Below are 24,607 nucleotides of genomic sequence, written 5' to 3'. Positions count from 1 at the left end.
CCGCACCCAACAGCCCCGCGCAGCGGACAACGCCCGCGCCGCAGGCGCAAAACAGCAACCCCCACGGCGGGACAGCCGACAACGTGGGGGATTCAACCCCCCGTCGGCGAGAAGCCGTCGATGGACTCGGGGCTGCGGGCCGCAGGCCCCACGTAGCGGGCGGAGGGGCGGACCAGGCGTCCGGTTCGCTTCTGTTCGAGGATGTGGGCGCTCCAGCCGGCGGTGCGGGCGCAGGTGAACATGGACGTGAACATGTGCGCCGGGACCTCCGCGAAGTCCAGCACGATGGCGGCCCAGAACTCGACGTTGGTGGCCAGGACGCGGTCGGGGCGGCGGTTGTGGAGTTCTTCCAGGGCGGCCTTCTCCAGGGCCTCGGCGACCTCGAAGCGGGGCGCGGCGAGTTCCTTGGCGGTGCGTCGCAGGACGCGTGCCCGCGGGTCCTCGGCGCGGTACACGCGGTGGCCGAAGCCCATCAGCCGCTCGCCGCGGTCCAGGGCCTGTCGGACGTAGGCGCCGGCGTCCCCGGTGCGCTCGATCTCCTCGATCATGCCGAGGACGCGGGAGGGCGCGCCGCCGTGCAGCGGGCCGGACATGGCGCCGACCGCGCCGGAGAGCGCCGCGGCGACGTCGGCGCCGGTGGAGGCGATGACGCGGGCGGTGAAGGTGGAGGCGTTCATGCCGTGTTCGGCGGCCGAGGTCCAGTAGGCGTCGACGGCCTTGACGTGCTTGGGGTCGGGCTCCCCGCGCCAGCGCTTCATGAAGCGTTCGACGACCGTCTCGGCCTTGTCGATCTCCTTCTGCGGCACCATCGGCAGGCCCTGTCCGCGCGCCGACTGGGCGACGTAGGACAGTGCCATCACGGCGGCCCGGGCGAGGTTGTCGCGGGCGGTCCGCTCGTCGATGTCGAGCAGCGGTTTCAGGCCCCATACGGGGGCCAGCATGGCGAGCGCGGACTGTACGTCGACTCGGATGTCACCCGAGTGCACCGGGATCGGGAACGGCTCGGCGGGCGGCAGGCCCGGCTTGAACGCGCCGTCGACCAGCAGCCCCCAGACGTTCTCGAAGGAGACGTGTCCGACGAGGTCCTCGATGTCCACCCCGCGGTAGCGGAGCGCGCCGCCTTCCTTGTCGGGTTCGGCGATCTCCGTCTCGAACGCGACGACTCCCTCAAGCCCGGGAACGAAGTCGGACATCAGGCGGCTCCTCAAGATGGGGACGGCAGCCGGCCGGTGACCGGTCGCCGTGCGGTCGAGTCAGTTGCGGTGCCGGTGCGGTTACGCGGCTGCGCCGGGCAGCTCGCGGTCCGTACCGGTCACCCCGGTGATGCCCCGCCGTGGCAGGGGCCACGCGGCGGTTCCGCCCGCAAGTGGTCGGCCCGCGGGCGCGGGCCGCCACGCATGGTGCTCCGCGGCGGCCTGAAGACGGACACGATAGCTTCCGGTGTCCGAGGCCCACAGTGGGCCGGGCCATGATTTTGGCGGGTTCATCAGCAGCGGGGAAGCGTGACGTCCGGCACACTGGGCGATTTGCCGACGGGAGGGTTACGTCCCGGCGACGGGGGGCAGACTTCCGGCCCACCGGGCTGCCCGGTGCGGGGGCGATGCTGCAAGATGAGGCCGTGCATCCCGCCGACATGCCTTCCGCCGAGACCCCCGACCCCTCGTCCATGCGCGCGCATTACCGTGCCGAGGGAATCGCCGAGTCCGACCTCGCCGCGAGCCCCTACGACCAGTTCGGACGCTGGTTCAAGGACGCGGCGGTGGCCGGTCTGCACGAGCCGAACGCGATGGTCGTCTCGACGGCGGACGCCGCCGGCCGGCCCAGTTCAAGGACCGTGCTGCTGAAGGCATTCGACGAGCGCGGGTTCGTGTTCTTCACCAACTACTCCAGCCGCAAGGGCCGCGACCTGGCGGAGAACCCGCACGTCTCGCTGCTCTTCCCCTGGCACCCGTTGGCCCGTCAGGTCATCGTGACCGGCGCCGCCGAGCGCATCGGCCGGGACGAGACCGCCGCCTACTTCCGCACCCGTCCGCACGGCTCCCAGCTGGGTGCCTGGGCCAGCGACCAGTCCGCGCCGATCGGCTCCCGCGAGGAACTGGAGCGTTCGTACGCGGAGTTGGCGGCCCGTTATCCGGAGGGCGAGCAGGTGCCGGCGCCTCCGCACTGGGGCGGTTACCGCATCACGGCGGAGGCGGTCGAGTTCTGGCAGGGCCGGCTCAACCGCCTGCACGACCGGCTGCGGTACGTCCGCGAGGGTGCGGCCGAGGCCGGCCGGTGGCGGGTGGAGCGGCTGGCGCCCTGACGCCGCGGGGCGCACGGGGCGGCGGTGCGGGGCCCGCGCACGCAGACGACCCGCGGGCCTTCTCCTTCGCGCCGGTGGCGCGAAGGGCCGGTCGGACGAACCGGCAGCCCGCGGGTCGGGTGACTGCTTGGGATTGGGCCGGCTGCGCATCTGCAGTATGCGCGGATCCGGCGCTGCACTTCGGTGAAGCGACGGGCTGCTAGCCCGCAGCCACCTCACGCGTCCGGTGCGAAATCATCTGCCGAACCACCTCCCTTCTCGTGTACCCCACACGTTAGGAAGCGGCCCGGCGCCGCACAACCGGTTTTTCCCGGAGCCCGGACTCACCCGTGGGGATTTCGGCGAATCGGGTGTGTTCCACGTCACGTTCCAGTTGAATGACCCCACGTGGAGCACGTGCGGCCGCGTTCGTAAGGGGTGCCAGTGACTGCCTCGTCAGCTTCTTCTGCCTCGTCGGCCTCGTCGTCGCAGCAGCCTGCCTCCGCCGGCCCGGCCAACGGGCCCGGAGCGGCGGCCTCCGGGGCCCCGCCGACGCCCGCGGGCGATCCCGACCGGCCTCCGGACACCGACGACTCCGGACTGCTCGCCGCCCTCCTGGACGGCATGGACGCCGCCCTGATGGCCTTCGCCGCGGACGGGACGGTCACACACTGGAACCACGAGGCCGAACGCATCCTGGGCTGGACCGCCGAGGAGGCGGTCGGCCGCCGCGGCCTGACGGGTTGGGCGGTCCGCACCGAGGACGCCGAGGGCGTGCAGTCCGCCGTGGTGGCCGCGATGCGGGCCCCGGGCCGCCAGGTGCACGACTTCGCGCTGCTGGCCAAGGACGGCCACCGCGTCCTGGTCCGCACCCAGTCCTCCGCGGTCCGCACCCCCGACGGGCGGGTCGCCGGGGCCTACTGCGCCTTCGGCGAGTCGCACACCCAGCTCGACCTGGAACGGGCGGTGGCGCTCAGCGAGGCGCTCTTCGAGGACGCCACCTGGGGCGTGGTGCTGATCGACGCCGACCTGCGGCCCGCGGTGGTCAACGCGCACGCCGCCCGGACCTTCGGTACGAGCCGCACCGCGCTGCTGGGCCGCCCGCTGGGCGACCTCCTGGGGCAGGGCGTCGAGGAGTTGGAGGGCGCTCTCCAGCACGTCCTGGCCGAGGGCCCGCCGCCGACCGTCGGTGAGCTCTGGGTGACGCCGCGGGACGGGGAGGCCGAACTCCCGCGCCGGTGCTGGCGCAGCGGCTTCGTCCGGCTGTCCTCGCCGCTCGCGGAGGAACCCGTTCCGCTCGGTGTCGCCTGGCTGTTCCAGGACGTCACCGACGCCAAGCGGGCCGAACAGGACGGCTCCCTGCTGCGCTTCAGGGCGCACCAGCTGCACCGGGCCGGCCGGGCCGCCGCCGAGTGCCCGGACCCGGCCGAGGCCGCCGCCGTCCACCTCGACTTCGCCCTGGCGGGCTTCGCCGACCACGCCCTGGTGGACCTCGCCGGCACCCCGGCCCCGGCCCCCTACGGTGCGGTGGACGCGGACGCCGAGTGGGACGCGGATCCGACGCCCCCCGGCGACGGGGCCGGCGCTCCGGCCCGGGCGCCCCGCCTGGTGCGGGCGCTGGCCTCCCCGGCGGGCGTGCCCGGCCCCTCGGAGGCGGTGCCGGCGACCGGCATCCCGGTGGCCTACGCACCGGGCCACCCGGCGCTCCAGGCGTACGCGCGGCGCGGTTCGGTGCGGGCCAGCGCCGGCCAGGCCCCCGCCGGGGGCTGGGCGGCCGCCCGGAACTGGCCGGACGGCACGGTGCACGGGCTGTGCGTGGTGCTGCGCAGCCGGGGCCGCACCCTCGGGGTCCTCACCTTCCTGCGGACGCCGGCCCGCCGCCCCTTCGACCGGGCGGACGCCGACTACGCCGAGGAGGTCGCCGCCCGGATCGCCGCCGCCCTCGACCTCGCGGGCGCGGCCGGGGCGTGAACCGGCGCGGGGCGGTCCGTCGGGCGGGGGCCCGGCCCCGCCGCGCCGTCGGGTGCGCCCGCTCAGTGCCGGTAGAAGATCCGGTCCGCGTACTCCCGCATCACCCGGCCGTTCCACTCGTGCCCGCCGTCCACGTTGCCCGAGCGCAGCAGCGGCGGCTGCGCCCCGCGCTCGGCGAGCGCACCGGCTGCCGTCGCCACGACGGCCTGCATGACGGCGCTGGTGACGACCGTCGAGGCGGGCGCGAACGGGGCCTCGATGCCGGGCAGCGTCAGCTCCGCGTCGCCGACCGGGATCCGGCTGTCCAGCACGATGTCGCAGTGGTCCTTGAGGTACGTCCCGGAGCTGTGCCGGGACTTGGTCGCGTCCGCGTAGGCCACCGAGGTCAGGCCGATGACCTTGATGCCGAGCGCCCGCGCGTTGATGGCCATCTCCACCGGCAGGGCGTTGCGCCCGGAGAGCGAGATGATCACCAGTACGTCACCGCGCTCCAGGGGGCTGGTGTCCAGCACCGCCCCGGCCAGCCCGTCGACCCGCTCCAGCGCGCTGCCGAGCGTCGCCGGCCGGACGTCCACCCCGACGACCCCGGGGACGGCCAGCAGGTTCATGATGGCCAGGCCGCCGGCCCGGTACACGGTGTCCTGCGCCGGCAACGAGGAGTGCCCGGCCCCGAAGGAGAAGACCCGGCCGCCGGCCTCGACGGTGTCCGCGATCAGCTGCCCGGCCGCGGTGATCCGGTCCCCCTCCGCATCGCGGACCTGCCGCAGCAGGTCGATCGCGGCGTCGAAGTACCGCCCGGCCAGCCCCTCGCTCCGGTTGCTCTCAGCCATTGCCGCGGGCCCCTCTCATCGCGTCTGGGTGGGATCGGCGGCGGGCCGGCGACGGTGCGTCGGCGCCCGGCGGCCGCCGGGTGGATCAGTGGCCCGGATCACGTTGCGGTCTGGACCAGTGCGCTGTCAATACGCCGGGCAACGCACCCGTTGAACCGGCCGCGGGCGTCCGCAGCGCGGACGACGACGCACCGTTGTCGGTGGGATGCGTCAGAATTGAATCCAGGGCCACCGCACGACACATCGAGGGGCACGCATGTCCGGACTGATCGACACCACGGAGATGTATCTCCGCACCATCCTCGAACTGGAAGAGGAGGGTGTGGTCCCCATGCGCGCCCGCATCGCGGAGCGGCTCGAACAGAGCGGCCCGACGGTCAGCCAGACCGTGGCGCGCATGGAGCGAGACGGCCTGCTGACGGTGGCCGGCGACCGGCACCTGGAGATGACGGAGGAGGGCCGCCGACTGGCGACGCGGGTGATGCGCAAGCACCGCCTCGCCGAGTGCCTGCTCGTCGACGTCATCGGCCTGGAGTGGGAGCAGGTGCACGCCGAGGCGTGCCGCTGGGAGCACGTGATGAGCGAGGCGGTCGAGCGCCGCGTCGTGGAGTTGCTGCGCCATCCCACCGAGTCCCCGTACGGCAACCCCATCCCGGGCCTGGAGGAGCTGGGGGAGAAGGCCGAGGCCGACCCGTTCCTGGACGCCGGCATGGTGAGCCTGATGGACCTGGACGCCGGCTCCGACGGCAAGACGGCGGTGGTGCGCCGGATCGGCGAGCCCATCCAGGCCGACGCCCAGCTGATGTACACGCTGCGGCGGGCCGGGGTGCAGCCGGGCGCGGTGGTCAGTGTGACCGAGTCCCCGGCCGGCGTACTGGTCGGCAGCAGCGGTGAGGCCGCCGAGTTGGACGCCGAGATCGCCAGTCACGTCTTCGTCGCCAAGCGCTGAGCCGCGCGCCGCGGCGCCGGGCGACCGGTGCCGGCGGGCGCCGGGACCGGTGCCGCGGCGCGGTGGACGACGCACCGTCGGCACGGCGCTGACCGCCGCCCGCCCGCCCTCCCCGTAGAAACCCCTCACGAGCCCGTTGAGCTGCGCCGATGCGCAAGCCGACGGGCTCGTCAACTTTCGGTGTGATGAACGGTCTTGTGCGAATCCGTGCGGATCGACCGGTCTCGTGTCACTCTGGCGCTGACGCATGGCCATGCGTCGTCACTCCCGCGTGATGCGCTGACGGCCTGGGGGGCTCGGATGCGTCCACTGACTCGGATCGAGGACGGTCAGGGCCCCGGCGCTGCGAGCTGCCGGGGCCCTGCCTCCCCATGTCCCCCCACCACGACCCGGAGCCCCGAGCTCTCAGGGTCGTTCCCCACGGGCCCCCTTCCCGGTGGAGCCCGCCTCCCGGCAGATGTCTCCCCGTGGTGGGCGTGGCCAATCCCGCCACAAGGTCACTCGAAAGTGGGGTGTTGGGCGCGGCAGCGATCCATTCGAATGCAGGTTCGATAATGTGGGGTGTGCGGGGCCGGTCAGGGGACGATTGGGGGTGCCAGGGCACATGGTGCGGCGTATCGATGTGACGGGATCCGGCGGCGTGCGGCTCGCGGCCTGGGAATTCACCGACCCGCCCAAGCGCGGCGGCGGGGTGGGCGACGGCGGGCGGCGGCCCGGGGTGCTGTTGCTCCACGGGCTGATGGGGCGCGCCTCCCACTGGGCGGACACCGCCCGCCGGCTGAGCGGGGTGCACCGTCCGATCGCCCTCGACCAGCGCGGCCACGGCCGCAGCGAGAAGCCCGCCGAGGGGCCGCTCGACCGCGCCGCGTACGTCGAGGACGCCATCGCCGCCATCGAGCAGTTGGAGCTGGCCCCGGCCGCCCTCGTCGGGCACGCCATGGGTGCGCTGACGGCCTGGCAGGTGGCGGCCCGGCGCCCGGACCTGGTCAGTGCGCTGGTGATCTGCGACATGCGGGCGTCGGCGCTCGGGGCGGCCTCGCAGCGTGAATGGACGGAGTGGTTCCGCTCCTGGCCGGTGCCGTTCGCCACCCTGGCGGACGTCCGCAAGTGGTTCGGGGAGGACGATCCGACCCTGGAGCGCCCCCGGCCGGCCCGCGGGGAGTTCTTCGCCGAGGTGATGGCCGAGCGCGCCGACGGCTGGCGCCCGGTCTTCTCCCGCCGTCAGATGCTGAGCGCCCGCGAGACCTGGGTGCACGACGCCCACTGGGAGGAGCTCGCCCAGGTCGCCTGCCCCGCCCTCGTCGTCCGCGGCCTCGACGCCGAACTCGGCCGCGCCGAGGCCCAGGAGATGGTCCGGGTGCTGCCCCGCGGCACCTACGCCGAGATCCCCGACGCCGGGCACCTGCTGCCCTGGGAGCAGCCCGACGCCTGGTGCCGGGTCATCGGACCGTTCCTCGGCGCACTGGCGGCCCACGCCTGACACCGCCGCACCGCCCCGGACCGCGCGGCGCCTCCAGCGGAGCGCCGCGCGGAGTCCGGATTTCACCGGATTTCCGACAATGTGCCGGAGGGTGTATGTAAGTGACGATCCGTCAGTTAGCTTTGGCGAGGGAGCGCCTCGGCGCGGCGCGTGGTCGGGCGGGTGCGGCTGTTGTGGTGCGCCTCAGTCGGTGGGGGTGAACTTCCAGACGAGCGGGGCGGCGGCGCCGTCGGCGGTCCACCGCACCTCCAGGGACTTGGCGCCCTTCGGGATCATGTACGTCTGGCAGATGACATGGCTCTCGCCGACCCGCCAGTCGTCGATGTCGACCGGGTCCTCGCAGCCGGGGAGGTCCCCCGGCGTGCCGATGAGGAGACCGCCGGGTTGGCCGTCCGCGTAGAACGCGGCGCCGTTGGCCACCTTCGCCAGGCCCGTGACGACGCCGGGGCCCTTGTTCGTGTACTTCACGTATGCGGTCGCCGCGACCAGGCCACTGGCGTTCTTGGGGTCCTGGACCATTTTCTTCGCATCGGCCTCGGTGCCGACGCGGACCTTCTGCGCGGCGACCTCGTAGGTTATTTTCCCGGATTCTTCCCGGTACGGTCCGGTGCCGCTCTGGCCGGACGCCAACGCACCGTCGCCGCCCTCCGGTCCGGTCGGCTCCGTCCCGGTCTTCGCCGCGGCCTCCGCGGAGGTCTGCTCGCCGTCCGTTGCGGAACCGGTGGTGGAGACCGCGGCGTCCTGCTTCGGGCCGCAGGCGGTCAGCGACAGCGCCAGTACGGCGACCGGTGCGGCGGCACGCAGCCATGGGGTCCTCGTGTGCAGCAAAACGTTCTCCCGGTCCTTGCTCTCCCCCGTCGCACAACACCGTTGCCCAGTGCGCGCGAACGGCCGTGCAGGGGAGCATAGGAGCGCGCTTTCACCCCTGTCGAAACGCGGAATGCACGCGTCCGATGCCTTCCGTTCGGGCCTGGTGGGAGCGACCCCGGTCGAGGTACCGCAATTCCTGCAAAGCGGCCGGCGGATTCCGGCGCCACCGCCGCCCAATTCTGGCTGAATTCAGCGACATTGCCGCCCCGCCGGCCTCGCCGGGTAATGCCCGGACAAAATCTGTCCGGGCATGCGCGACGGGCGGACGGGCCGACCTGCGCCGATGCGGCGGAAGGCGGCCACCCCGACGGTCCGCGTCGCAGCGCCGACGGTGCCGGACGGTGCCGGACTGCGGGCACGGCGGGTCGGTGGCGACGCCCCTTTCAGGCCAACGTGCGGGTGAACTCGCCCCGTTGCACCCGCTCGGCGAGCGAGTCGCCGGCCAGCAGCGAGCCGTAGCCGGTGGCGGCCCAGAGGCTCTGCTCGGCCGGGACCTCGAAGTACGGGACGGGACGGCCGTCCAGACGGTCCGTGAGGACCTCCGGTGCGCGGCGGGCGCGGACCGCACGGATGCAGGTGTCGCAGGCGGCGATCCGCAACTGCTCCCGGCGGCCCACCGGACGCCAGGGGACGCGGCGGGCGGCGGGGCCGTGCAGCGGGTGGAAGAAGCACAGCGGCAGCGGGGCCGGAGCGGGGGACAGTGCCGCCCGCCCCTCGGCCACCAGCGCGAACACGCCGGCCAGGTCCGGGACGCCGCGTGCGCGGTCCAGCACCGTGCCGGCCGCGGCGTAGGCGTCCAGGGCGCGCTCGATGGCCGCCGGGTCGCCGGTGGCGGCACGCGCCTCCTCGCCGAGCCGGACCACCTCCGCACCGGCCCGCTCGCGCAACCCGTCCTCGTCGGCCCGGTGCGCGGCGGCGAACACGGACCGGGGCATCGCGAACGGCGTCCCGAAGTCCCGCAGCCGCGAGCGGCGCCGCAGCAGCAGCCATGCCGCGCCGAGCACCAGCACCGGGCCGGCGACCAGCGCCACGCTCCGCACGACCGGGGAGGACGCCCGCCCCGCGGACTCCCTCGGCTTGCTGCCGCCCGAGGCGTCGAGGTGGGCGGTGAGGCTTTGGTAGACCTCGTCGCCGTCGCCCGCCTTGATGATGTCGATCGCCCGGGATATGCGCTTGGTGAGCCCGGCGCCCTTCATCGAATCGTCGAAGAAGACCGAGGCGGTGGCGTTCTCCGCCTGGTGGGAGTGGGTGGGCCAGGCGTGGGCCTCGATGTTGTCGGGGTAGTCCCCGGGGGTGATGAGAATGGCCGGGCCGCCGCCCATCCGGTCGTGCACCACGTCGCTGAGCTGCTCGGGCTTCCCGCCCCAGTCGTCCCCCTCCACCAGCGGCACCAGCACCACCCGGATCGGCAGTTGGGACCGCCGGATCTGCTGCACCAGGGCGCGCTGGTCGTCCGGTCCGACCGCGGACGCGAGGGAGGGATCGACGTACACCGGCGAGGTGCGCAGTGCGTCGGCGATCTTCTGCCCGGGGCTCGGCGCGGCGGTGGCGGACCCCGCAGCGGCACCGAGCAGTGCGACGGAGGCCGCGCCCACGGCGAGGACGGACCGCAGCGAACGGCGGCGACGAAGGTCAGTTGACACCGAAGGACTCCCGTACCTCGCGGGTGAGTTGATCTATGCCGGTCCCCTTGGCGAGCGTCGCCAACGGACCGGGGTGCCCCGGGTAGGGGCTGTGGCCCCGGCGCCCGGACGCGTCCGGCTCCGGGAGCCGCAGCATCTCGCCGGGCGTCTCCCGGCATGCCGCGCACACCGGCCGCGGCACCGCTCCGCGGCCACCGGCCGGCCGTTTGCCCGCCGGGCCGGCGGCCGCGCCGTGCAGCGGATTGCGGTGGCAGACGTGGGTCGCGGCGGACGGATCACTGGCCGCGGTCCGGCCGACCCGGGCCAGCACGATCGCACAGGCGAGGCTGGCGGGGGTGGCGTCGTCGTCGATCAGGCCGTCGCTGTCGCCGTCGATCAGGAGCGCGGCGGCGTCCAGGCACTCCCACGCCCGGCGACGCGCCGCCTCCGACAGCTCCGTGGCCGGCTCCAACGCGACCGTCAGGGCGGCCAGTTCCTCCCGAGCGGTGCGCCGCAGCCACGCCGGTCGGGGCTCGACCGGTGCCGCCGCGGCGGCCGCGGCCCGGGCGCCCCGCCGGCCCACCGCCCGCAGGATCGCTCCCACGGCCACCACCAGCCCGAAGAGCAGCAGCGCCGCGAGCGCGCCGATGAACAGCCCGGGGTGGAAGTCCCCGGTGAACAGACCGGGCAGCTTCCGCTGGGCGACCGGGTCCTCCACGGGGGACGGCGGGAGCGGCGCGCCCGCCGTCTCGGTCTTCGGGGCCTTGGCGACGGAGGCGAGGAGTTTGTCCAGGCGCGGGCCGAGGGTGCTGAGGTCGCGCTCACCGGCCGCGGGATCGCGGGACGCGTCGTAGAGCGCGCTGGTGTCCACGTGGGTGCCGTGGTTGGCGACCGAGACATAGCCGCTGGGCAGCTCGGCCGTCACGAACAGGGCGTCGCGGTGCAGCCGGTCGTGCAGGGCCGCGGCCAGCCGTTCCTGGTCGCCGCCGGACTCGTCGTCCATCGAGCTGGGCAGGGCGACGACCAGGACCGGGACGGGCAGGGCCGCCAACCGCTCGCGCAACTCGGCGCGCTCGGCGGCGTCCAGAGGCGACGGGCTCTCGGGATCGACGTAGAGCGGGTCGTGCCGCAGTCCGGCGCTGACCCGGTCGATCCGGGCCCGCAGGTCGGCGGCGGTCGGCACCGAGCCGTCCCCTGTGCTGGTGTCGGAGAAGACCTGCGAGGCGGCCAGGGCCAGCAGGCCGGCCAGCACCACCGCACCGACCGGCAGCGGCCAACCGCGGCGCGGGACGGACCCGGGTCGGGGCCGGCGCCGGCCCCGCGCGTGGTGCGTGATCAGCAGTGCGCTCAGCGGCACCCCGGCCACGAGGGTGCCGGTGAGGAAGCTCTGGTTCTCCCGGTCGGTCTGCGTGGTGTGCAGCGCGGGCGGTTCGTGGCTGTTGTCCGCACCGCCGTACGCGGCGCGGGCGGCCTCGGCGCGCTGGTGGGCCCGCCCGGAGGTGAGCAGGTCGACGAAGTGCCGGAACACCTCGCGGGGCGTGGCGTCGTAGGGCAGTTCGTACAGCGTCGCGGTCTTCGCGTCCGCGGCGCCCGGGACGCTCACGCCGTAGCTCTGCACCTCGGACAGGCCCGTCTCGGAGACCGCGACGTAGAGCCCCTTGCGCCCCAGGTGGTCGTGGATCGCGGCGAGCAGGCCGGAGCCCGAACCGGAGGAGGTGAACGGCAGGACGACGACGTACGTCGGGACGCGCAGCCGCTTCGCCTGCGCGGCGAAGGCGGGGGCCGTCGACCGCGGCACCACGCGCGGCATCTGATCGCTGACGTAGACCGGGGCGTGCCGGAGCTGCTCGGCGAGATAGGCGGGCTGGCTCGGGGCGTCCGCTCCCGCGGGCGCGGCCTGCACCGCACCGGCGGTGAACAGCACCGCCAACCACCCCAGCACCAGCACGATTCCGGCGCGCCGCACCACTGCCACCACCCCCCGTTCGCTCTCGACGCCATGACGCTACCGCTCCGGCGGGCCGGTCGGGGAAGCCTGTGGATAACGTCCCGGCAAAGCCGTTGGGGGTGGTGATCTGGGGTTTTGCCGGGCGGGGCGGCCTCGTTGCGGCGCGTTCGTCGTAGCGGCCTGGACGGCGGACGGCGGACGGCCGGCAGGGGGAGCTCCCGGGGGAGGAAAGCATCGGGGTGCCGACCGTGCACCGGTCGACACCCCGCGAGGTCGGCCCCGAGGGCCGTCACGTCACCCCTTGCTGACCGCCGCCAGGATCTCCGGCAGCCGGGCCACCACCCGGGGAGCCGCCAGCTTCAGCCCCAGCGTCGCGATGCCCAGCGCGTACGCCGCGCCGACCGGCAGCAGCACCCACAACAGGCCCTGGAGGCCCGCCACATGGAGCCAGACGGTCAGCGCCAGCAGCGGCGAGGCCAGCACCGAGGCCACCAGGAACCCGCCGAACAGGCTGATCCAGGCGATCCCGGCCTGACCGGGCGCCACGCTCTTGTTGCCGTCCGACGGGATGGAGTACGGGAACAGCGCCGACGCCATCGCCCCGGTGGCGAACAGTCCGCCCAGCAGGCCCAGCGAGAGCCCGTAGACCTGGAAGAAGTCCGACCACGGGCCGATGAAGGCCGCGGTGCCGACGACGACCAGCGTCACGTACGGCACGGCCACCAGCGCCAGGGTCAGCGCCCGGGCCCGCAACTCCTCGAAGGCGTCCCGGGGGGTGGCGATCGTCGAGGCCACCATCCAGAACGCCGAGGTGTCCTGGCCGAACTGGTTGTACATCTGCAGGCCGAGCAGCGCCGACGCGGAGAACGAGGTGTAGATGCTGCCGTTGCCCTGCGCGGCGTAGAGGATCGGCACCAGCAGGCCGAAGCCCAGGGACATCGCCCAGGACATCTTCGACTTCGGGTCGCGCCAGGCGTAGCGCAGCGTCCGCAGCATGACCGTGCCCGTCCGCCCGCCGGGCAGCAGCCGGGCGAGCCCGCGCTCCTCGCCGCCGGCCCGGCGCGCGCTGTCCTTCTCCACGGCCTGGAGGGTGGAGGAGTCCGGCGCGGTCATCAGGGTGGTCAGGGTCCGCTGCCACCACCACAGGAGCAGCCCCAGGGCCAGTGCCGTCAGTGCCAGGCCGGCCGCCGCGCGCCCGTAGGCGCCGTGCCCGACGTCGTCGACGGCGCCCAGGGCGGCGGCCGGCGGCACCCAGCGCAGCACCCCGCCCATCGGCTCCAGCACGGACAGGCCGTCGGGGCCGCCCAGCCGCTGCGCGACGATGTTGATGCCCTGGAAGCCGAGGGCGACGAACAGGCCGCCCAGCACGGCGAGATCGCGGCCCCGGCGGCTGGTCAGCAGCCGTACCGAGGCGGTGGCCACGGCCCGCGCCAGGGCGACGCACACCAGCACCACCAGGACGACGGCCAGGACGCCGACGAGCGCGGCCGCCGTCCCGTCCGCGACCGCGACCACCGCACCGGTCACCACGGCGAGCGTGCCGAGCGGGCCCACGCCCACCAGCGACGTCGCCAGCAGCGCGCCGATCAGCGGGCGGGGCCGCAACGGCAGCATCACCAGCCGGGTCGGGTCGAGGGTCTCGTCGCCGCTGGGGAAGAACAGCGGCATCACCGCCCACCCCAGGGTGAGGAGCGCGGTGAGGATGACGGTGAGCGCGCCGGCGTGCGCAGTGCCGCGCAGCGCCACCAGGCCGAGGACGACGCCGGCGGTGAAGAGCAGGCCGAAGACGGCCGAGACGATGTAGGCCACGGTGCGCCCGGTGGACTGGCGCAGGCCGTTGCGCAGCAGCGTCAGCTTCAGCCGGACGAAGACCGGGACCAGCGAGGGGGGAGCGGCGGCGGTGGCGTGGGTGCTCATCGGGCGCCGCCGCCCAGCCAGTCGAGGTTCTGCCCGGCGGCGCGGCCGCGCGCGCCGACCAGTCCGAGGAACGCGTCCTGGAGGGAGGGCGCCTCGCCGCGCACCTCGGCGAGCGGGCCCTGTGCGCGGATCCGGCCGGCGGCCATCACCGCGACCCAGTCGCAGAGCGACTCGACCAGCTCCATCACGTGACTGGAGAAGATCACCGTCGCCCCGGAGGAGGTGTAGCGCTCCAGGACGCCGCGGATGGTCTGCGCGGACACCGGGTCGACGCCCTCGAAGGGCTCGTCCAGGAAGAGGATCTCCGGGTTGTGCAGCAGCGCGGCGGCCAGGCCGATCTTCTTGCGCATGCCCGTGGAGTAGTCCACGACGAGCTTGTGCTGTGAGCCGGCCAGGTCCAGCACGTCCAGCAGCTGGGCGGCGCGCTTGTCCACCTCGGCGCCGGGCAGGCCCCGCAACCGGCCTATGTAGGCGAGGAGTTCGCGCCCGGAGAGCCGCTCGAACAGCCGCAGGCCCTCGGGAAGCACCCCGATCCGGGACTTGACCGCCACCGGGTCCCGCCAGACGTCGTGCCCGCCGATCTCGACCAGCCCGGAGTCCGGCCGCAGCAGGCCCGTCACCATGGACAGGGTGGTGGTCTTGCCCGCGCCGTTGGGGCCGACCAGCCCGATGAAGTGGCCCGCGGGCAGCGTCAGATCGATGCCGTGGACCGCGGTCTGCTCGCCGAACCGCTTCCACAGGCCCTCGATGCGGACCGCGGGCGGGCCGGTGACGGCGCCGCCCGGGGTCGCGGACGACCCGTCCTGCTCTTGCTTCTCTACCGGTTCGCTGGCCACGGCCTGCCCTTCGACGTCCCCGCAGGGGCCTGGTCCCGGCCCCCGTCCAGGCGTCCCACGATACGGGCAGGCGCTGACAAACCCGCTCGGCCGCGCGTCAGCGGGCGCGCAGCGCCGCCGCGTCGCGCGCGCAGGCGTACGCCAGCGGGCTGATCAGCTCCTCCGCGTCCGGCAGCCAGCGGTTGCTCGCGGTGGGGCGGCGCGCCCACTGCACCGCGCCGTGCGGGCCCACCCGGGTCGGCGGTGCGGCGATGTACTCGCCCTCGCCGCGGCAGATCAGGTCGAGTGCGGCCGGGGCCCAGCCCAGGGTGCGCACCAGGACCGGGACCTTCGCGGCGGCGCCGGGGAGGACGAGGAAGAGCATCCGGCGGTCGGGGGTGCGGGTGACCGGGCCGAGCGTCACGTCCAGTCGCTCCATCCGGGCCAGCGCCAGGCAGCCCGCCGTCTCGGGGACGTCGAGCGCCTCGAAGGTCCGACCGGTCGGCAGCAGGATCGAAGCCCGCGGGTGCTTGCCCCACATCCGACGGAGCGCCGTGGCGCTGCCGGTGGCCGTGCCCGCCCAGCCCGGTGCGGTCGGATGGGCGCCCGGCGAGGGGCAGTTGACGGCGCTGCACGAACAGCGCGGGCGGTCGCCGTCGTGCTCCAGCCATGCGCCGGGGAACACCTCCCAATGGCGTTCCTCGGCGTAACGCACCGCAGTGTCGATGAGCTGCTCGCCGCGCTGTTTGGGGATCTGCGGGGCTCCTGTGACTCCGATGGTCTCTTCCACGCAGAGGACAACTCCCCTTGTCACCAAGGGTTACGGCCGAACGGGTGACAGCCCCGGCGCATCATTCCGGCACGTGGGGCGCATGGATGCACCAGTGGGGGCGCGTGTGCGGATGGGGCCCGGGGAGCGGGTAGCCACCTGCGTGACGGGCGGAGAGGCCGCCCGACGGTCGGCCGCGGAGCACCAGGGGAGCCCTGCGCCGCGGCGCCGTGACCGGTGCACGGACACCGCACGCCCCCCTTCTCGTGGACCAGCCCTTCGCGGTGCGGACTTCGGGACGCCGCGCCCCGCACGACGATGCACGGGCATCGGGCACATCGCACGCATCCCGGGCATCCACTGCGAAGCGCGTCCCTCACTCCGTACCACGCATATCCCGGATTTCTCGGATATCCGGGATATGTACGGGGAATTGATCGCGAGGACGGCGTTCGCCGGTGAACGTGCAGCAGCAGTACAGGGGGTACCACCATGGCCGCCAGGCCACTCGTCGCGCGCCAGCCCAACGAACGGCTGCAAGCGCTCATCCAGGAAGCCGGCTGCTCCAACGCGGGGCTGGCCCGCCGCGTCAACATGTGCGGCGCGGAACACGGACTCGACCTGCGCTACGACAAGACCTCCGTGGCGCGCTGGCTGCGCGGGCAGCAGCCACGGGGCCGCGCGCCGGCCATCATCGCCGAGGCGCTGGGCCGCAAGCTCGGCCGCGCGGTCACCATCGACGAGATCGGGATGGCCGACGGCAAGAACCTCGCCTCCGGGGTGGGGCTGCAGTTCTCGCCCACCGTCCTGGGCGCCATCGAGCAGGTCTGCGAGCTGTGGCGCAGCGACGTGGGGCGGCGGGACTTCCTCAGCGGGTCCACGGTCGCCGCCTCCGCGCTGGTCGAGCCCAGCCGGGACTGGTTGATCACCGGCGCGGACAGCCAGGTGTCCCGCAACGCCGGTGCCAGGGTGGGCGTTTCGGACGTCGCGGCCGTACGGGCGATGACCTCGGCGCTCAGTGAACTGGACCACCGGTTCGGCGCCGGGCACGTCCGGCCGGTCGTCGTGCACTACCTCAACAGCGTCGTCTCGGGGCTGCTGGCGGGGTCGTACCGTGAGGCGGTCGGGCGGGAACTCTTCGCCGCGGTGGCCCGGTTGACCGAACTGGGCGGTTACATGGCCGTCGACACCGGTCAACCGGGCCTGGCGCAGCGCTACTACATCCAGGCGCTGCGGCTGGCGCAAGCGGCCGGCGACCGCGGGTACGGCGGTTACGTGCTCGCCGCCAGCATGAGCCACCTGGCCGCCTCCCTGGGCAATCCGCGGGAGATCGCGCAGCTCGCCCGGGCCGCCCAGGAGGGTGCGCGGGGGCAGGTCACGCCCCGGGCGGAGGCGATGTTCTTCGCCGCTGAGGCGCGCGGTCACGCCCTGTTGGGCGACGCCCGGGCCTTCCAAGCGGTGGCGGGCCGGGCGGTCTCCGCGATGGAGCGCGCCGAGGCGGCGGCCGACACCGGTGACGACCCGGACTGGATCGGTCATTTCGACCCGGCCTACCTGGCCGACGAACTCGCGCACTGCCATCGCGATTTGGGCCAGCCGGCGCCGGCCGCCCAGCGGGCGCAGGAGGCGTTGGACGGCCATCCGGCGGGCCGGGCGCGGCGCCGCGCCATCGGGCTGGTGCTGCTGGCCAGCGCCCAGGTGCAGCAGCGGGAGGTCGAGTTGGCCTGCCACACGGGCACGCGGGCGATCGAGCTGTTGGGTGGTCTGCGCTCGGATCGCGGTGCGGAATACCTGGAGGACCTCCGGCAACGCCTGGAGCCGTATCAGGACGAACCAGTCGTAAGGGAATTCGCCGCACGGATGGAACTCCGCGCCGCAGCGTGAGCAATGCCTCAACCCACGCCTCAAGGGGCATGCCGACGGTGTCCGCCGGTGGGGGAAAGGGGGGACGGGCCGAGGTGCGTTCGGCCCTGTGGCGCCGGGGCGGGCCGGGTTTCCGGCCCGCCTCCCGCGCGTTCGGCGGCGCCGACGGCGCTCGGTGTCCGGGGCCGGCGCGGTGACCTGGACACATGGTCGAACGTTGCTGCGAACCGGTAGCGTGCAGCCGACGATTCCGTAGGTCTGCACGATGGTAGGAGTCCCGGTGACGCAGAGCGGACAGGGTCACGACCCGCAGAATTCTGCGGCCGGACCGGCCAGGGAGGGCATAGTGCTGCCCGCCGGCGGCGGCGACGCATGGGCGCCCGACCAGCAGGCCGCGCCGCCCGCCGGGCAGCCGTGGGGCCAGCCCTGGGGGCCGGGCCAGCAGCCGTCCGCGCAGCAGCCGCCCGCCGTGCCCGGCGGGCCGCAGACCTACGGACAGGGAGTGGGCTACCCGGCCGAGCAGTCGCCGGCCCCGCAGGGCCCCGCCCCGTTCCAGCAGCCCGCCGCTCCGCAGGCGCTGCCGCCGCAGAACCACGCCTTCGCACCACAGGACCAGGGCTTCCCGCCGCCGGCCCACGGGCAGCCGCCGATGCCGGCCGCGCCGCCCTCGATGCCGCCGCAGGCGCCCCAGCCGGGTGCGCCGGCCGCCGGGCCGCTGCCGCCGATCGCCACGGCCCCCGAGGCGCCCGCCGGCCTCCCCTTCGGCGGCCAGCCGGGCCAGCCGGGCCAGCACGGTCAGCCCGCGCCCGGCGCCCTGCCGCCCCAGCAGACCCCCTACGCCGAGCAGCCCACGGGCCCGTCCGGCGAACTGGTCCGCGCGACCCCGCAGACCGGCGCGCCACTGCCGCCGGTCGCGAACGCCTCGGAGGCGACCACGGTCCTGCCGCCGGTCTCGGGGGGTGCCGCCCCGCCGGTCGGCGACGCGGCCACCCAGATGCTGCGGCCGATCAAGGCCGACCAGGGGCCGCCGCGGCCCGGCCAGCCCCTGCCGCAGTCCCAGCCGATGCCCGGGGCCGACGGTTCCGAGGCCACCCAGCTGATACCGCCGGTCGGCGGTGCCGCGGGTGCCGGGATGCCCACGCCGCCGCCCGGCGGGCCGTTCGGCGGTCCGCCCGGGGCGCCCGCCGACCGGCCGACGCCCGCCGAGTTCGACGGCCTGTTCCGTGACGGGCCGGGCGCCCCCGGTGCCGTCCCGGCGCCCGACGCCACCGCCCAACTGCCGCGCTTCGACGACCAGGCCCGTCCGCCGTACGGCGGGCAGCCCGGCCCCGGTGGCCCGTTCGCCCCCGCCGGCGGGCAGGACCAGTACGCCTCCTACGACGACGGCGGCGGCCGTCGCAAGCTGCCCCCCGCCGCGATCATCGGGGGGATCGTGGTCGTGCTGGCCGGTGTCGGCCTCGGCGTCGGCTGGGCGCTCAGCGGCGGCAGCGACGACGGCGGGCAGAAGAAGGACCCCGGCACCAGTGCCGCCAAGTCGGCCAAGGACGACACCTCCAAGCCGGCCGGCAACCCGGCGGGCGATCCGGCCGAGGGCCAGGCCAAGGGGCTGGACGCGTTGCTCGCCGACAGCAACAACAGCCGCTCGGCGGTCATCGGCGCGGTGCAGAACATCAAGACCTGCACCAACCTCGACGGCGCCGCCAACGACCTGCGGTCCGCCGCGGGGCAGCGCAACGACCTGATCAAGCGGCTCCAGCAGCTTCCCGTGGACCAGATACCCAACAACGCCCAGTTGACCGCCGCGCTGACCAAGGCGTGGCAGTCCTCGGCCGCCGCCGACAACCACTACGCGGCCTGGGCCGACAAGACCGCCGGCAAGGGCGGCTGCGACAAGGGCCACGCCAAGGGCGGCAAGGAGCCCGCCCAGGGGAACGCGGCCAGCGGCGCGGCCACCCAGGCCAAGCAGCAGGCGGCCGCCCTGTGGAACCCCCTCGCGCAGAAGTACCACCTCCGGGAGCACCAGCCCGAGCAGCTGTGACCGCCGGCGGCGGTGCGGGCGTCACTCGTCGTCGGTGCGCCGCCGCTCCAGCGTCGTGGTGACGTCGACGAACCCCTCCTGGGCGGCGACCAGTTCGCCGTGCCGGACGACCTGGTACGTCACGTCCGCGTTGACGATCCGCGGGAAGTCCGCGACGGCCAGCATGTCGTCGTCGCGCCAGCGCAGCTTGGGCGTGAGTCCGCCGGTGTCGATGGCCTGGTCGCCGCGGTCCAGGGTGGCCTGGAGGGCGTGCGCGGTGACGTCGCTCACGCTGGCGTCGGCCAGTTGCTGCACCGCCGCGTGCAGCACGGTGTAGGCGATCCAGGTCGTCTGGACGCCCTGGTCGGCCGGGTCGAGGCGGGCGTCGTCGAACGCCTCCTGGGTGATCACCTGGCGCATCGGCCGCCACCGCGGATCGCTGGCCACCGGGTACCAGCCGGTGACGTCCGCGCCCTCCAGCGGGCCGGAGGCCCCGCCGCTGCGGTTGACCATCGACTGGTCGACGCTGCCCAGGACGGACCCCAGCTGCACCGTGGGGCGGGACTCCTGGAGGCGCCGGAACGCGTCGAAGAAGGTGTCGGTGCCGTCGCCGAGCGAGGCCGCCACGCAGGAGCCGGGCGCCTGCCCGCCGGTCCTCGCCGTCCCGTAGGCGGCGGGATCCGCGCCCACCGCGTCGAGGGCGGCGGCGACCTGCGGCGAGTAGTCGGTGCTGACCTCGGGCGCCTTGACGTCGGCGGCGCCCTTGCGGCCCCCGCCGTTGAGCCCGGCGTCGAGCAGCCCGGTCATCTGGTCGCCCTGGATGGTGTCCGGACGGACCAGCGCGACCCGCCGGCAGTCCGCCGCCAGCTGGCGGCCGTTCCCGGCCAGGAGCGCGGCCTGGCCGCCGTTGACAGGGTAGGAGAGCGGGCTGGCGAACTCCTCGGCGGAGGCGCCGTACCCGCCGATGAACGGGATGCCGGCCACCTCCAGCGGGGACATGAACGAGCGGCCCCACTGGCTGTACGAGCCGACCACCGCGACCGCCCCGGCGTCCACCGCGCGCTGGGCGCACTTGGTGGCCTCCGCCGAGTCGTTGTGCTCGTTGCAGGTGAGGACCTTCAGGGGGTGGCCGGCGAGGCCGCCGCGGGAGTTGACCCAGCGGGCGTACGCCTGCGCCATGGCCGGCATCCCCGGCATGTTGGTCGTGCGGGTGCCCTCCGGGGCCCACGTCATCACCGTGATCGGCTCCTGCCCTCCGGCACCCGCGCCGGGCAGGGAGCCGCAGCCGGACAGCAGCGACGCGAGGACCGCCGTGCACGCCGCCGCGGCGGTCGCGGAAGCGCGTGGGAAGGGGCGGGGGGAGGAGCGTCGCCGTCCGGTCATGGCCCCGCAGCCTTCCGCTGCGGCCGGAACGGGTGCGTGACGGGGGGACAACGGATGGTGACGCCGCGGTGAACTCCGGGGGGCCGATCGAGATCAATCGGGAGGAACGTACGATCGCTTGCTGTGCAAGGTTCGGAGAAGTCTTCCCGTCGCGGCCGCCGCTCGACCACCATGGACGGCATGCCGTTCTCTGACATGCCGTGGTGGCGCTGGCGCAGCAACGTGCGCTCCGCGCTGCACATGCTCTCCGACCCCGCCTTCCAGCAGCACACCTGGCTGACCGGCCGGCCCGGGTACGGGGACGTCACCGACGCCGTCTACCGACTCGTCGAGGACACCTGGTTGGACAACTGGTCCGCCGAGAAGTACGTCGGCACGATCTTCCGCGACGCCCAGGAGGCCCAGCTGGTGGACCTCGCCGTCCTCCGGGTGCTGCGCATCATGCACCAGGTGGGGGCGGACGCGCCGGTCACCGCCTACATGGCGCACCCGGGATGGCCGGACGCCGTGCGGGCCGCCCGCGAGGCGCACGTCCACCTGGCCACCGCGGACGGCGAGGACCCGGACACCGCCCCGCACTCCCTCGACGCGCTGGCCGCCCTGACCGGGGGACCGCCGGCCCCGGCGTGAGCGCGCCCGGGGGCCGCCCTGGTCCGACCTGCCCGGCGGATATGGGACCCTATGAGGTCATGAGCGAGTCGCAGCCCACCCAGCCCGATCAGCGCGATCGGAACGATCAGTACGTCCTCACCCTGTCCTGCCCGGACAAGAAGGGCATCGTGCACGCGGTGTCCAGTTACCTCTTCATGACCGGCTGCAACATCGAGGACAGTCAGCAGTTCGGCGACCGGGACACCGGCCTGTTCTTCATGCGGGTCCACTTCACCGCGGAACCGCAGGTCGACGTCGCGAAGTTGCGGGCCAGCTTCGCGGCGGTGGGCGACTCCTTCGGCATGGACTGGCAGATCCACCGGGCCGACGAGAAGATGCGCGTCGTGCTGATGGTGTCCAAGTTCGGGCACTGCCTCAACGACCTGCTCTTCCGCTCCCGGATCGGCGCGCTGCCGGTCGAGATCGCGGCCGTGGTGTCCAACCACACCGACTTCGCCGAGCTGGTCGGGTCCTACAACGTGCCGTTCCACCACATCCCGGTCACCCGCGACACCAAGGAGCAGGCCGAGGCGCAACTGCTGGAGCTGGTGGAGAAGGAGCACGTCGAGCTGGTGGTGCTCGCCCGCTACATGCAGGTCCTCTCCGACGACCTCTGCAAGGCACTGGCCGGCCGGGTCATCAACATCCACCACTCCTTCCTGCCGAGCTTCAAGGGCGCCCGCCCCTACCACCAGGCGCACGCCCGCGGTGTGAAGCTCATCGGCGCCACCGCGCACTACGTGACCGCGGACCTCGACGAGGGCCCGATCATCGAGCAGGAGGTCGAGCGGGTCGGCCACGACGTCACCCCGGACCAGCTCGTGGCGATCGGCCGCGACGTCGAGTGCCAGGCGCTGGCGCGGGCCGTGAAGTGGCACAGCGAGCGCCGGGTGCTGCTCAACGGCACCCGCACGGTCATCTTCGCCTGACGCGGACGACCGTGTACGGCCGCGGCGCGGGGCGCCGCGGCCGGCCCGGCGGCGTCCCGCCTCACAGCCGGGACAGCGCCGCCGTGGCGAACAGCACCTCGCGGATCGCCTCGCGCTCGCCGGTCTGACCGGCCGCGGCCTCCTCCGGGGAGATGTGCCCGGCGGCCAGCTGGCAGAACTCGTCGCTGTCCAGCGCGATGTGGGCGACGGTGTACTCGGGCGAGCCGACCGCCGCCGGCGAGTCCAGGGCTATGTACCAGTCCCCGCCGCCGCTGCCCTCGACCTCCAGGTGCAGCGAGCGGCCCGGTGCACCGGCGGCGACCAGCCCGTGTGCGGGTGCGGCCAGCCCGGCCTGCCGGCGCTGGGCGAGCGTGCTCGGCAGCAGCCGGGCGGCCAGGTCCACGAGCCGGTGGAGGTGGCCGGCGGCGGGCGGTCGGTACGGGTAGTCCACCGCTTCGGCGATGTCCCCGGCGTGCACCCACGTCTCGAAGGCGCGGTCCAGGAACGCGTCGCGCAGCGAGAGGCTGAACTTGCCGTAGGGGACGGAGAGTTCGGCCACCCCGCCGCCGGCGAACGACGCCGTCCTGATCAGTGCCTGGCCCTGCTCGCGCCACGGGTCGTGCGGTGCGTGCGGGTCCGCGTCCTCGCCCACGGCCTGCCAGTACGCCTCGGTGCGGCGGCGCGGACCGGGGTGTTCCGGGGCGGCGGCGCCCAGCGGGTCGGGCAGCCCGAGGGCCGTCGCGACCATGCCGTCCACCGCCATCAGATGGCCGATCACCCCGGCGACCGTGGTCGGGTGCTCGACCGGCTCCCGGCCGTCGAACCAGCGCAGCCGCACCGGGGCCCGCCACTCCGCCTCGCCCATGTCGCGCAGCAGGGCGTCCAACTTGGCGGTCTCGGCGTCGTACGGCGTCACCCAGTCCGGCACCGGGATGCGCGCCGGCCGGCGGCCCAGGCACCCCTCCAACACCCGCGACCGCAGCAGCGGATCGAGGTCGAGGCTGTCGGCGGGGTGCAGCAGCCCCACCGCGTCGCGCAGTCGCAGCGCCTCGTCGGCGCAGGTGGCACAGTCCGTCAGGTGCTCCTCGACGGCGGCGGTCTCCTCCGGCGAGCAGGCGGACAGCGCCCAGGCACCCAGCAGCGACTTGAGCACCTTGTGGGACGGGGCGGCCGGTGCCGGGTGGCGCGGGCCGGTGGCGTCGCCGGTCACGGGGGCGTCATCGCTTTCGTACTCCGCGGGGACGTGGTGGGGCGGGGCGGGATCCGGGACGGTGCCTGGCGGGTCGGTGCGGACGCGGGCGGCGGACGGCAGGTCCGGGAGCGGGCCGTGGTCCTCCGCGGCGGGGCGCGGGCCCGGTATCCGGGGGCGCTCGCCGGAGCCGCCGGGGCGCCCGCGGTCGTCCCACTCGTCGGGGCCCCTCACAGCGACCGTCCGTGGCCCGGGCCGGGCGGGGCGGAGTGCGGCGGTCGCGGGGCGTGCGGCCCCCGGGCGGCGCGGCGCATGGGGACCGCCGGCAGGGCCTGGTGGTTGTGGGCGGTGGACAGCAGTTGGAGGCCCAGGCGGAGCCGGCGGCGCGCCTCGTCCTCGGTGACGCCGAGGTCGGCGGCGGTCTGGCGGTAGTCCCGGCGCTGGAAGTACGCCAGCTCCAGGGCCTCGCGCAGCGGGGCGGGCATGGAGGTGACGATGTAGTCGGCGCGGGCTGCGGTGGACGCCTCGTGGATCTTCCGCTCCAGCGCGCGCTCCGACTCGGCGGTCGCGGGGCCGTCCTCGCCGTGGTCGCGGGCGGAGTCGGACTCGGTCTGGCGCAGCCGCTGGACGGCCTGGTGGCGGGTGATCCCGGCCACCCAGGAGCGCAGCGAACCCTGCTTGGGGTCGTAGGAGTCCGGGTGCTCCCAGACGTAGGCGAACACCTCGCGGGTGATGCGGTCGGCGGCGCGCTCGTCCTCCAGGACGCGGTAGGCGAGGCTGTGCACGAGCGAGGCGAACCGGTCGTAGAGCTCACCGAGCGCGGCCGCCTCGCCGCGGGCGAGCCGCTGCTGCATCCGCCTGTCCCAGCGCGGTGGTGCGTCGTGTGCCATGGGACCCCCATCCCTGCCCGTCGCGGCCGGGCTCACACCTCGGCCGGCGCTCTGCCGGGACCTCGGCCGCGTGTCGTACGACGGCCCCGGTCCCTCCGGGGCCGCGCTCGGTCGGGCCCCGTGCTGTCACTCCCGCCCACTCTCGTACCCTTCCGTACCCCTCCGCTCACGATCGCCGGGCCGTCACTCGATCCGGCGGTCGCCGGTGCGGACGGTGTGACGCCGGACGTGCG

The 24,607-nt window shown here is 74.3% G+C and carries 19 protein-coding genes; 8 read left to right on the top strand and 11 right to left on the bottom strand.

The window, feature by feature from the left end; translation table 11 throughout:
- Positions 1 to 92: 92 nt before the first annotated feature.
- Entirely contained in the window at positions 93 to 1,193 is a 1,101-nt protein-coding gene (locus ACJ6WD_RS05360) for a citrate synthase 2 (protein ID WP_016570684.1), read from the bottom strand.
- 440 nt (positions 1,194 to 1,633) lie between these two features.
- On the opposite strand from ACJ6WD_RS05360, the gene pdxH reads away from it, so the two are divergent.
- Positions 1,634 to 2,302: a pyridoxamine 5'-phosphate oxidase gene (gene pdxH, locus ACJ6WD_RS05355; RefSeq protein ID WP_331249749.1), complete on the top strand. Its 669-nt coding sequence runs from the start codon at positions 1,634 to 1,636 to the stop codon at positions 2,300 to 2,302.
- A gap of 423 nt (positions 2,303 to 2,725) precedes the next feature.
- Complete coding sequence (locus ACJ6WD_RS05350) at positions 2,726 to 4,252, top strand: PAS domain-containing protein (protein ID WP_374206875.1); 1,527 nt, start codon at positions 2,726 to 2,728, stop codon at positions 4,250 to 4,252.
- A 62-nt stretch (positions 4,253 to 4,314) separates the two neighbouring features.
- Here the strand turns inward: ACJ6WD_RS05350 and ACJ6WD_RS05345 are convergent, their stop codons facing one another.
- Positions 4,315 to 5,082, bottom strand: a complete 768-nt coding sequence (locus ACJ6WD_RS05345) for an SIS domain-containing protein (RefSeq protein ID WP_407615206.1) — start codon at positions 5,080 to 5,082, stop codon at positions 4,315 to 4,317.
- A gap of 256 nt (positions 5,083 to 5,338) precedes the next feature.
- Between ACJ6WD_RS05345 and ACJ6WD_RS05340 the strand changes: the two genes are divergently transcribed.
- Together ACJ6WD_RS05340 and ACJ6WD_RS05335 are read left to right on the top strand one after the other, a co-directional pair.
- Positions 5,339 to 6,031, top strand: a complete 693-nt coding sequence (locus ACJ6WD_RS05340) for a metal-dependent transcriptional regulator (RefSeq protein WP_016578558.1) — start codon at positions 5,339 to 5,341, stop codon at positions 6,029 to 6,031.
- Between the two features lie 604 nt (positions 6,032 to 6,635).
- Complete coding sequence (locus ACJ6WD_RS05335; protein WP_376447585.1) at positions 6,636 to 7,511, top strand: alpha/beta fold hydrolase; 876 nt, start codon at positions 6,636 to 6,638, stop codon at positions 7,509 to 7,511.
- Positions 7,512 to 7,694: 183 nt separating this feature from the next.
- Here ACJ6WD_RS05335 and ACJ6WD_RS05330 read toward each other — a convergent pair whose 3' ends face one another.
- The 6 genes from ACJ6WD_RS05330 to ACJ6WD_RS05305 all read right to left on the bottom strand — a co-directional run bounded on the left by ACJ6WD_RS05330 (position 7,695) and on the right by ACJ6WD_RS05305 (position 15,473).
- Positions 7,695 to 8,339, bottom strand: a complete 645-nt coding sequence (locus ACJ6WD_RS05330) for a hypothetical protein (RefSeq protein ID WP_331249747.1) — start codon at positions 8,337 to 8,339, stop codon at positions 7,695 to 7,697.
- A 425-nt stretch (positions 8,340 to 8,764) separates the two neighbouring features.
- A complete protein-coding gene (locus tag ACJ6WD_RS05325) occupies positions 8,765 to 10,024 on the bottom strand; it encodes a hypothetical protein (protein WP_407615205.1) in 1,260 nt (419 codons plus the stop codon).
- The gene (locus ACJ6WD_RS05320) at positions 10,014 to 11,969 is read right to left on the bottom strand and encodes a hypothetical protein (RefSeq protein ID WP_407615204.1); all 1,956 of its coding nucleotides are present in this window, start codon (positions 11,967 to 11,969) and stop codon (positions 10,014 to 10,016) included. Before ACJ6WD_RS05320 ends, ACJ6WD_RS05325 begins: the two co-directional genes overlap by 11 nt.
- A gap of 276 nt (positions 11,970 to 12,245) precedes the next feature.
- The gene (locus ACJ6WD_RS05315) at positions 12,246 to 13,868 is read right to left on the bottom strand and encodes a transporter (RefSeq protein ID WP_233660833.1); all 1,623 of its coding nucleotides are present in this window, start codon (positions 13,866 to 13,868) and stop codon (positions 12,246 to 12,248) included.
- A complete protein-coding gene (locus tag ACJ6WD_RS05310; RefSeq protein WP_016571475.1) occupies positions 13,865 to 14,704 on the bottom strand; it encodes an ABC transporter ATP-binding protein in 840 nt (279 codons plus the stop codon). The genes ACJ6WD_RS05315 and ACJ6WD_RS05310 overlap by 4 nt, the downstream gene beginning before the upstream one ends.
- A gap of 97 nt (positions 14,705 to 14,801) precedes the next feature.
- Positions 14,802 to 15,473, bottom strand: a complete 672-nt coding sequence (locus tag ACJ6WD_RS05305; RefSeq protein ID WP_233660832.1) for a bifunctional DNA primase/polymerase — start codon at positions 15,471 to 15,473, stop codon at positions 14,802 to 14,804.
- A 471-nt stretch (positions 15,474 to 15,944) separates the two neighbouring features.
- On the opposite strand from ACJ6WD_RS05305, the gene ACJ6WD_RS05300 reads away from it, so the two are divergent.
- Positions 15,945 to 17,336, top strand: coding sequence for a transcriptional regulator (locus ACJ6WD_RS05300; protein WP_233660831.1), 1,392 nt, complete (start codon positions 15,945 to 15,947; stop codon positions 17,334 to 17,336).
- A gap of 259 nt (positions 17,337 to 17,595) precedes the next feature.
- Positions 17,596 to 19,353: a hypothetical protein gene (locus ACJ6WD_RS05295; protein ID WP_407615203.1), complete on the top strand. Its 1,758-nt coding sequence runs from the start codon at positions 17,596 to 17,598 to the stop codon at positions 19,351 to 19,353.
- Positions 19,354 to 19,374: 21 nt separating this feature from the next.
- Here ACJ6WD_RS05295 and ACJ6WD_RS05290 read toward each other — a convergent pair whose 3' ends face one another.
- The gene (locus ACJ6WD_RS05290; protein WP_407615202.1) at positions 19,375 to 20,715 is read right to left on the bottom strand and encodes an ABC transporter substrate-binding protein; all 1,341 of its coding nucleotides are present in this window, start codon (positions 20,713 to 20,715) and stop codon (positions 19,375 to 19,377) included.
- Between the two features lie 171 nt (positions 20,716 to 20,886).
- On the opposite strand from ACJ6WD_RS05290, the gene ACJ6WD_RS05285 reads away from it, so the two are divergent.
- Entirely contained in the window at positions 20,887 to 21,345 is a 459-nt protein-coding gene (locus ACJ6WD_RS05285) for an SCO4402 family protein (protein WP_233660843.1), read from the top strand.
- A gap of 59 nt (positions 21,346 to 21,404) precedes the next feature.
- The gene (gene purU, locus ACJ6WD_RS05280) at positions 21,405 to 22,295 is read left to right on the top strand and encodes a formyltetrahydrofolate deformylase (protein ID WP_016578128.1); all 891 of its coding nucleotides are present in this window, start codon (positions 21,405 to 21,407) and stop codon (positions 22,293 to 22,295) included.
- A 61-nt stretch (positions 22,296 to 22,356) separates the two neighbouring features.
- On the opposite strand, the gene ACJ6WD_RS05275 is transcribed toward purU, so the two are convergent.
- Together ACJ6WD_RS05275 and ACJ6WD_RS05270 are read right to left on the bottom strand one after the other, a co-directional pair.
- Positions 22,357 to 23,718, bottom strand: coding sequence for a zf-HC2 domain-containing protein (locus tag ACJ6WD_RS05275; protein WP_233660829.1), 1,362 nt, complete (start codon positions 23,716 to 23,718; stop codon positions 22,357 to 22,359).
- A complete protein-coding gene (locus ACJ6WD_RS05270; RefSeq protein ID WP_233660828.1) occupies positions 23,715 to 24,374 on the bottom strand; it encodes a sigma-70 family RNA polymerase sigma factor in 660 nt (219 codons plus the stop codon). Before ACJ6WD_RS05270 ends, ACJ6WD_RS05275 begins: the two co-directional genes overlap by 4 nt.
- Between the last annotated feature and the right edge of the window lie 233 nt (positions 24,375 to 24,607).

The organism is Streptomyces sp. VTCC 41912, assembly GCF_045799175.1.
In the GTDB taxonomy this organism is placed as follows: domain Bacteria; phylum Actinomycetota; class Actinomycetes; order Streptomycetales; family Streptomycetaceae; genus Streptomyces; species Streptomyces albulus_C.
Note: the sequence above shows the minus strand (reverse complement) of the source record. Positions and strands in the feature narration are given on the sequence as shown.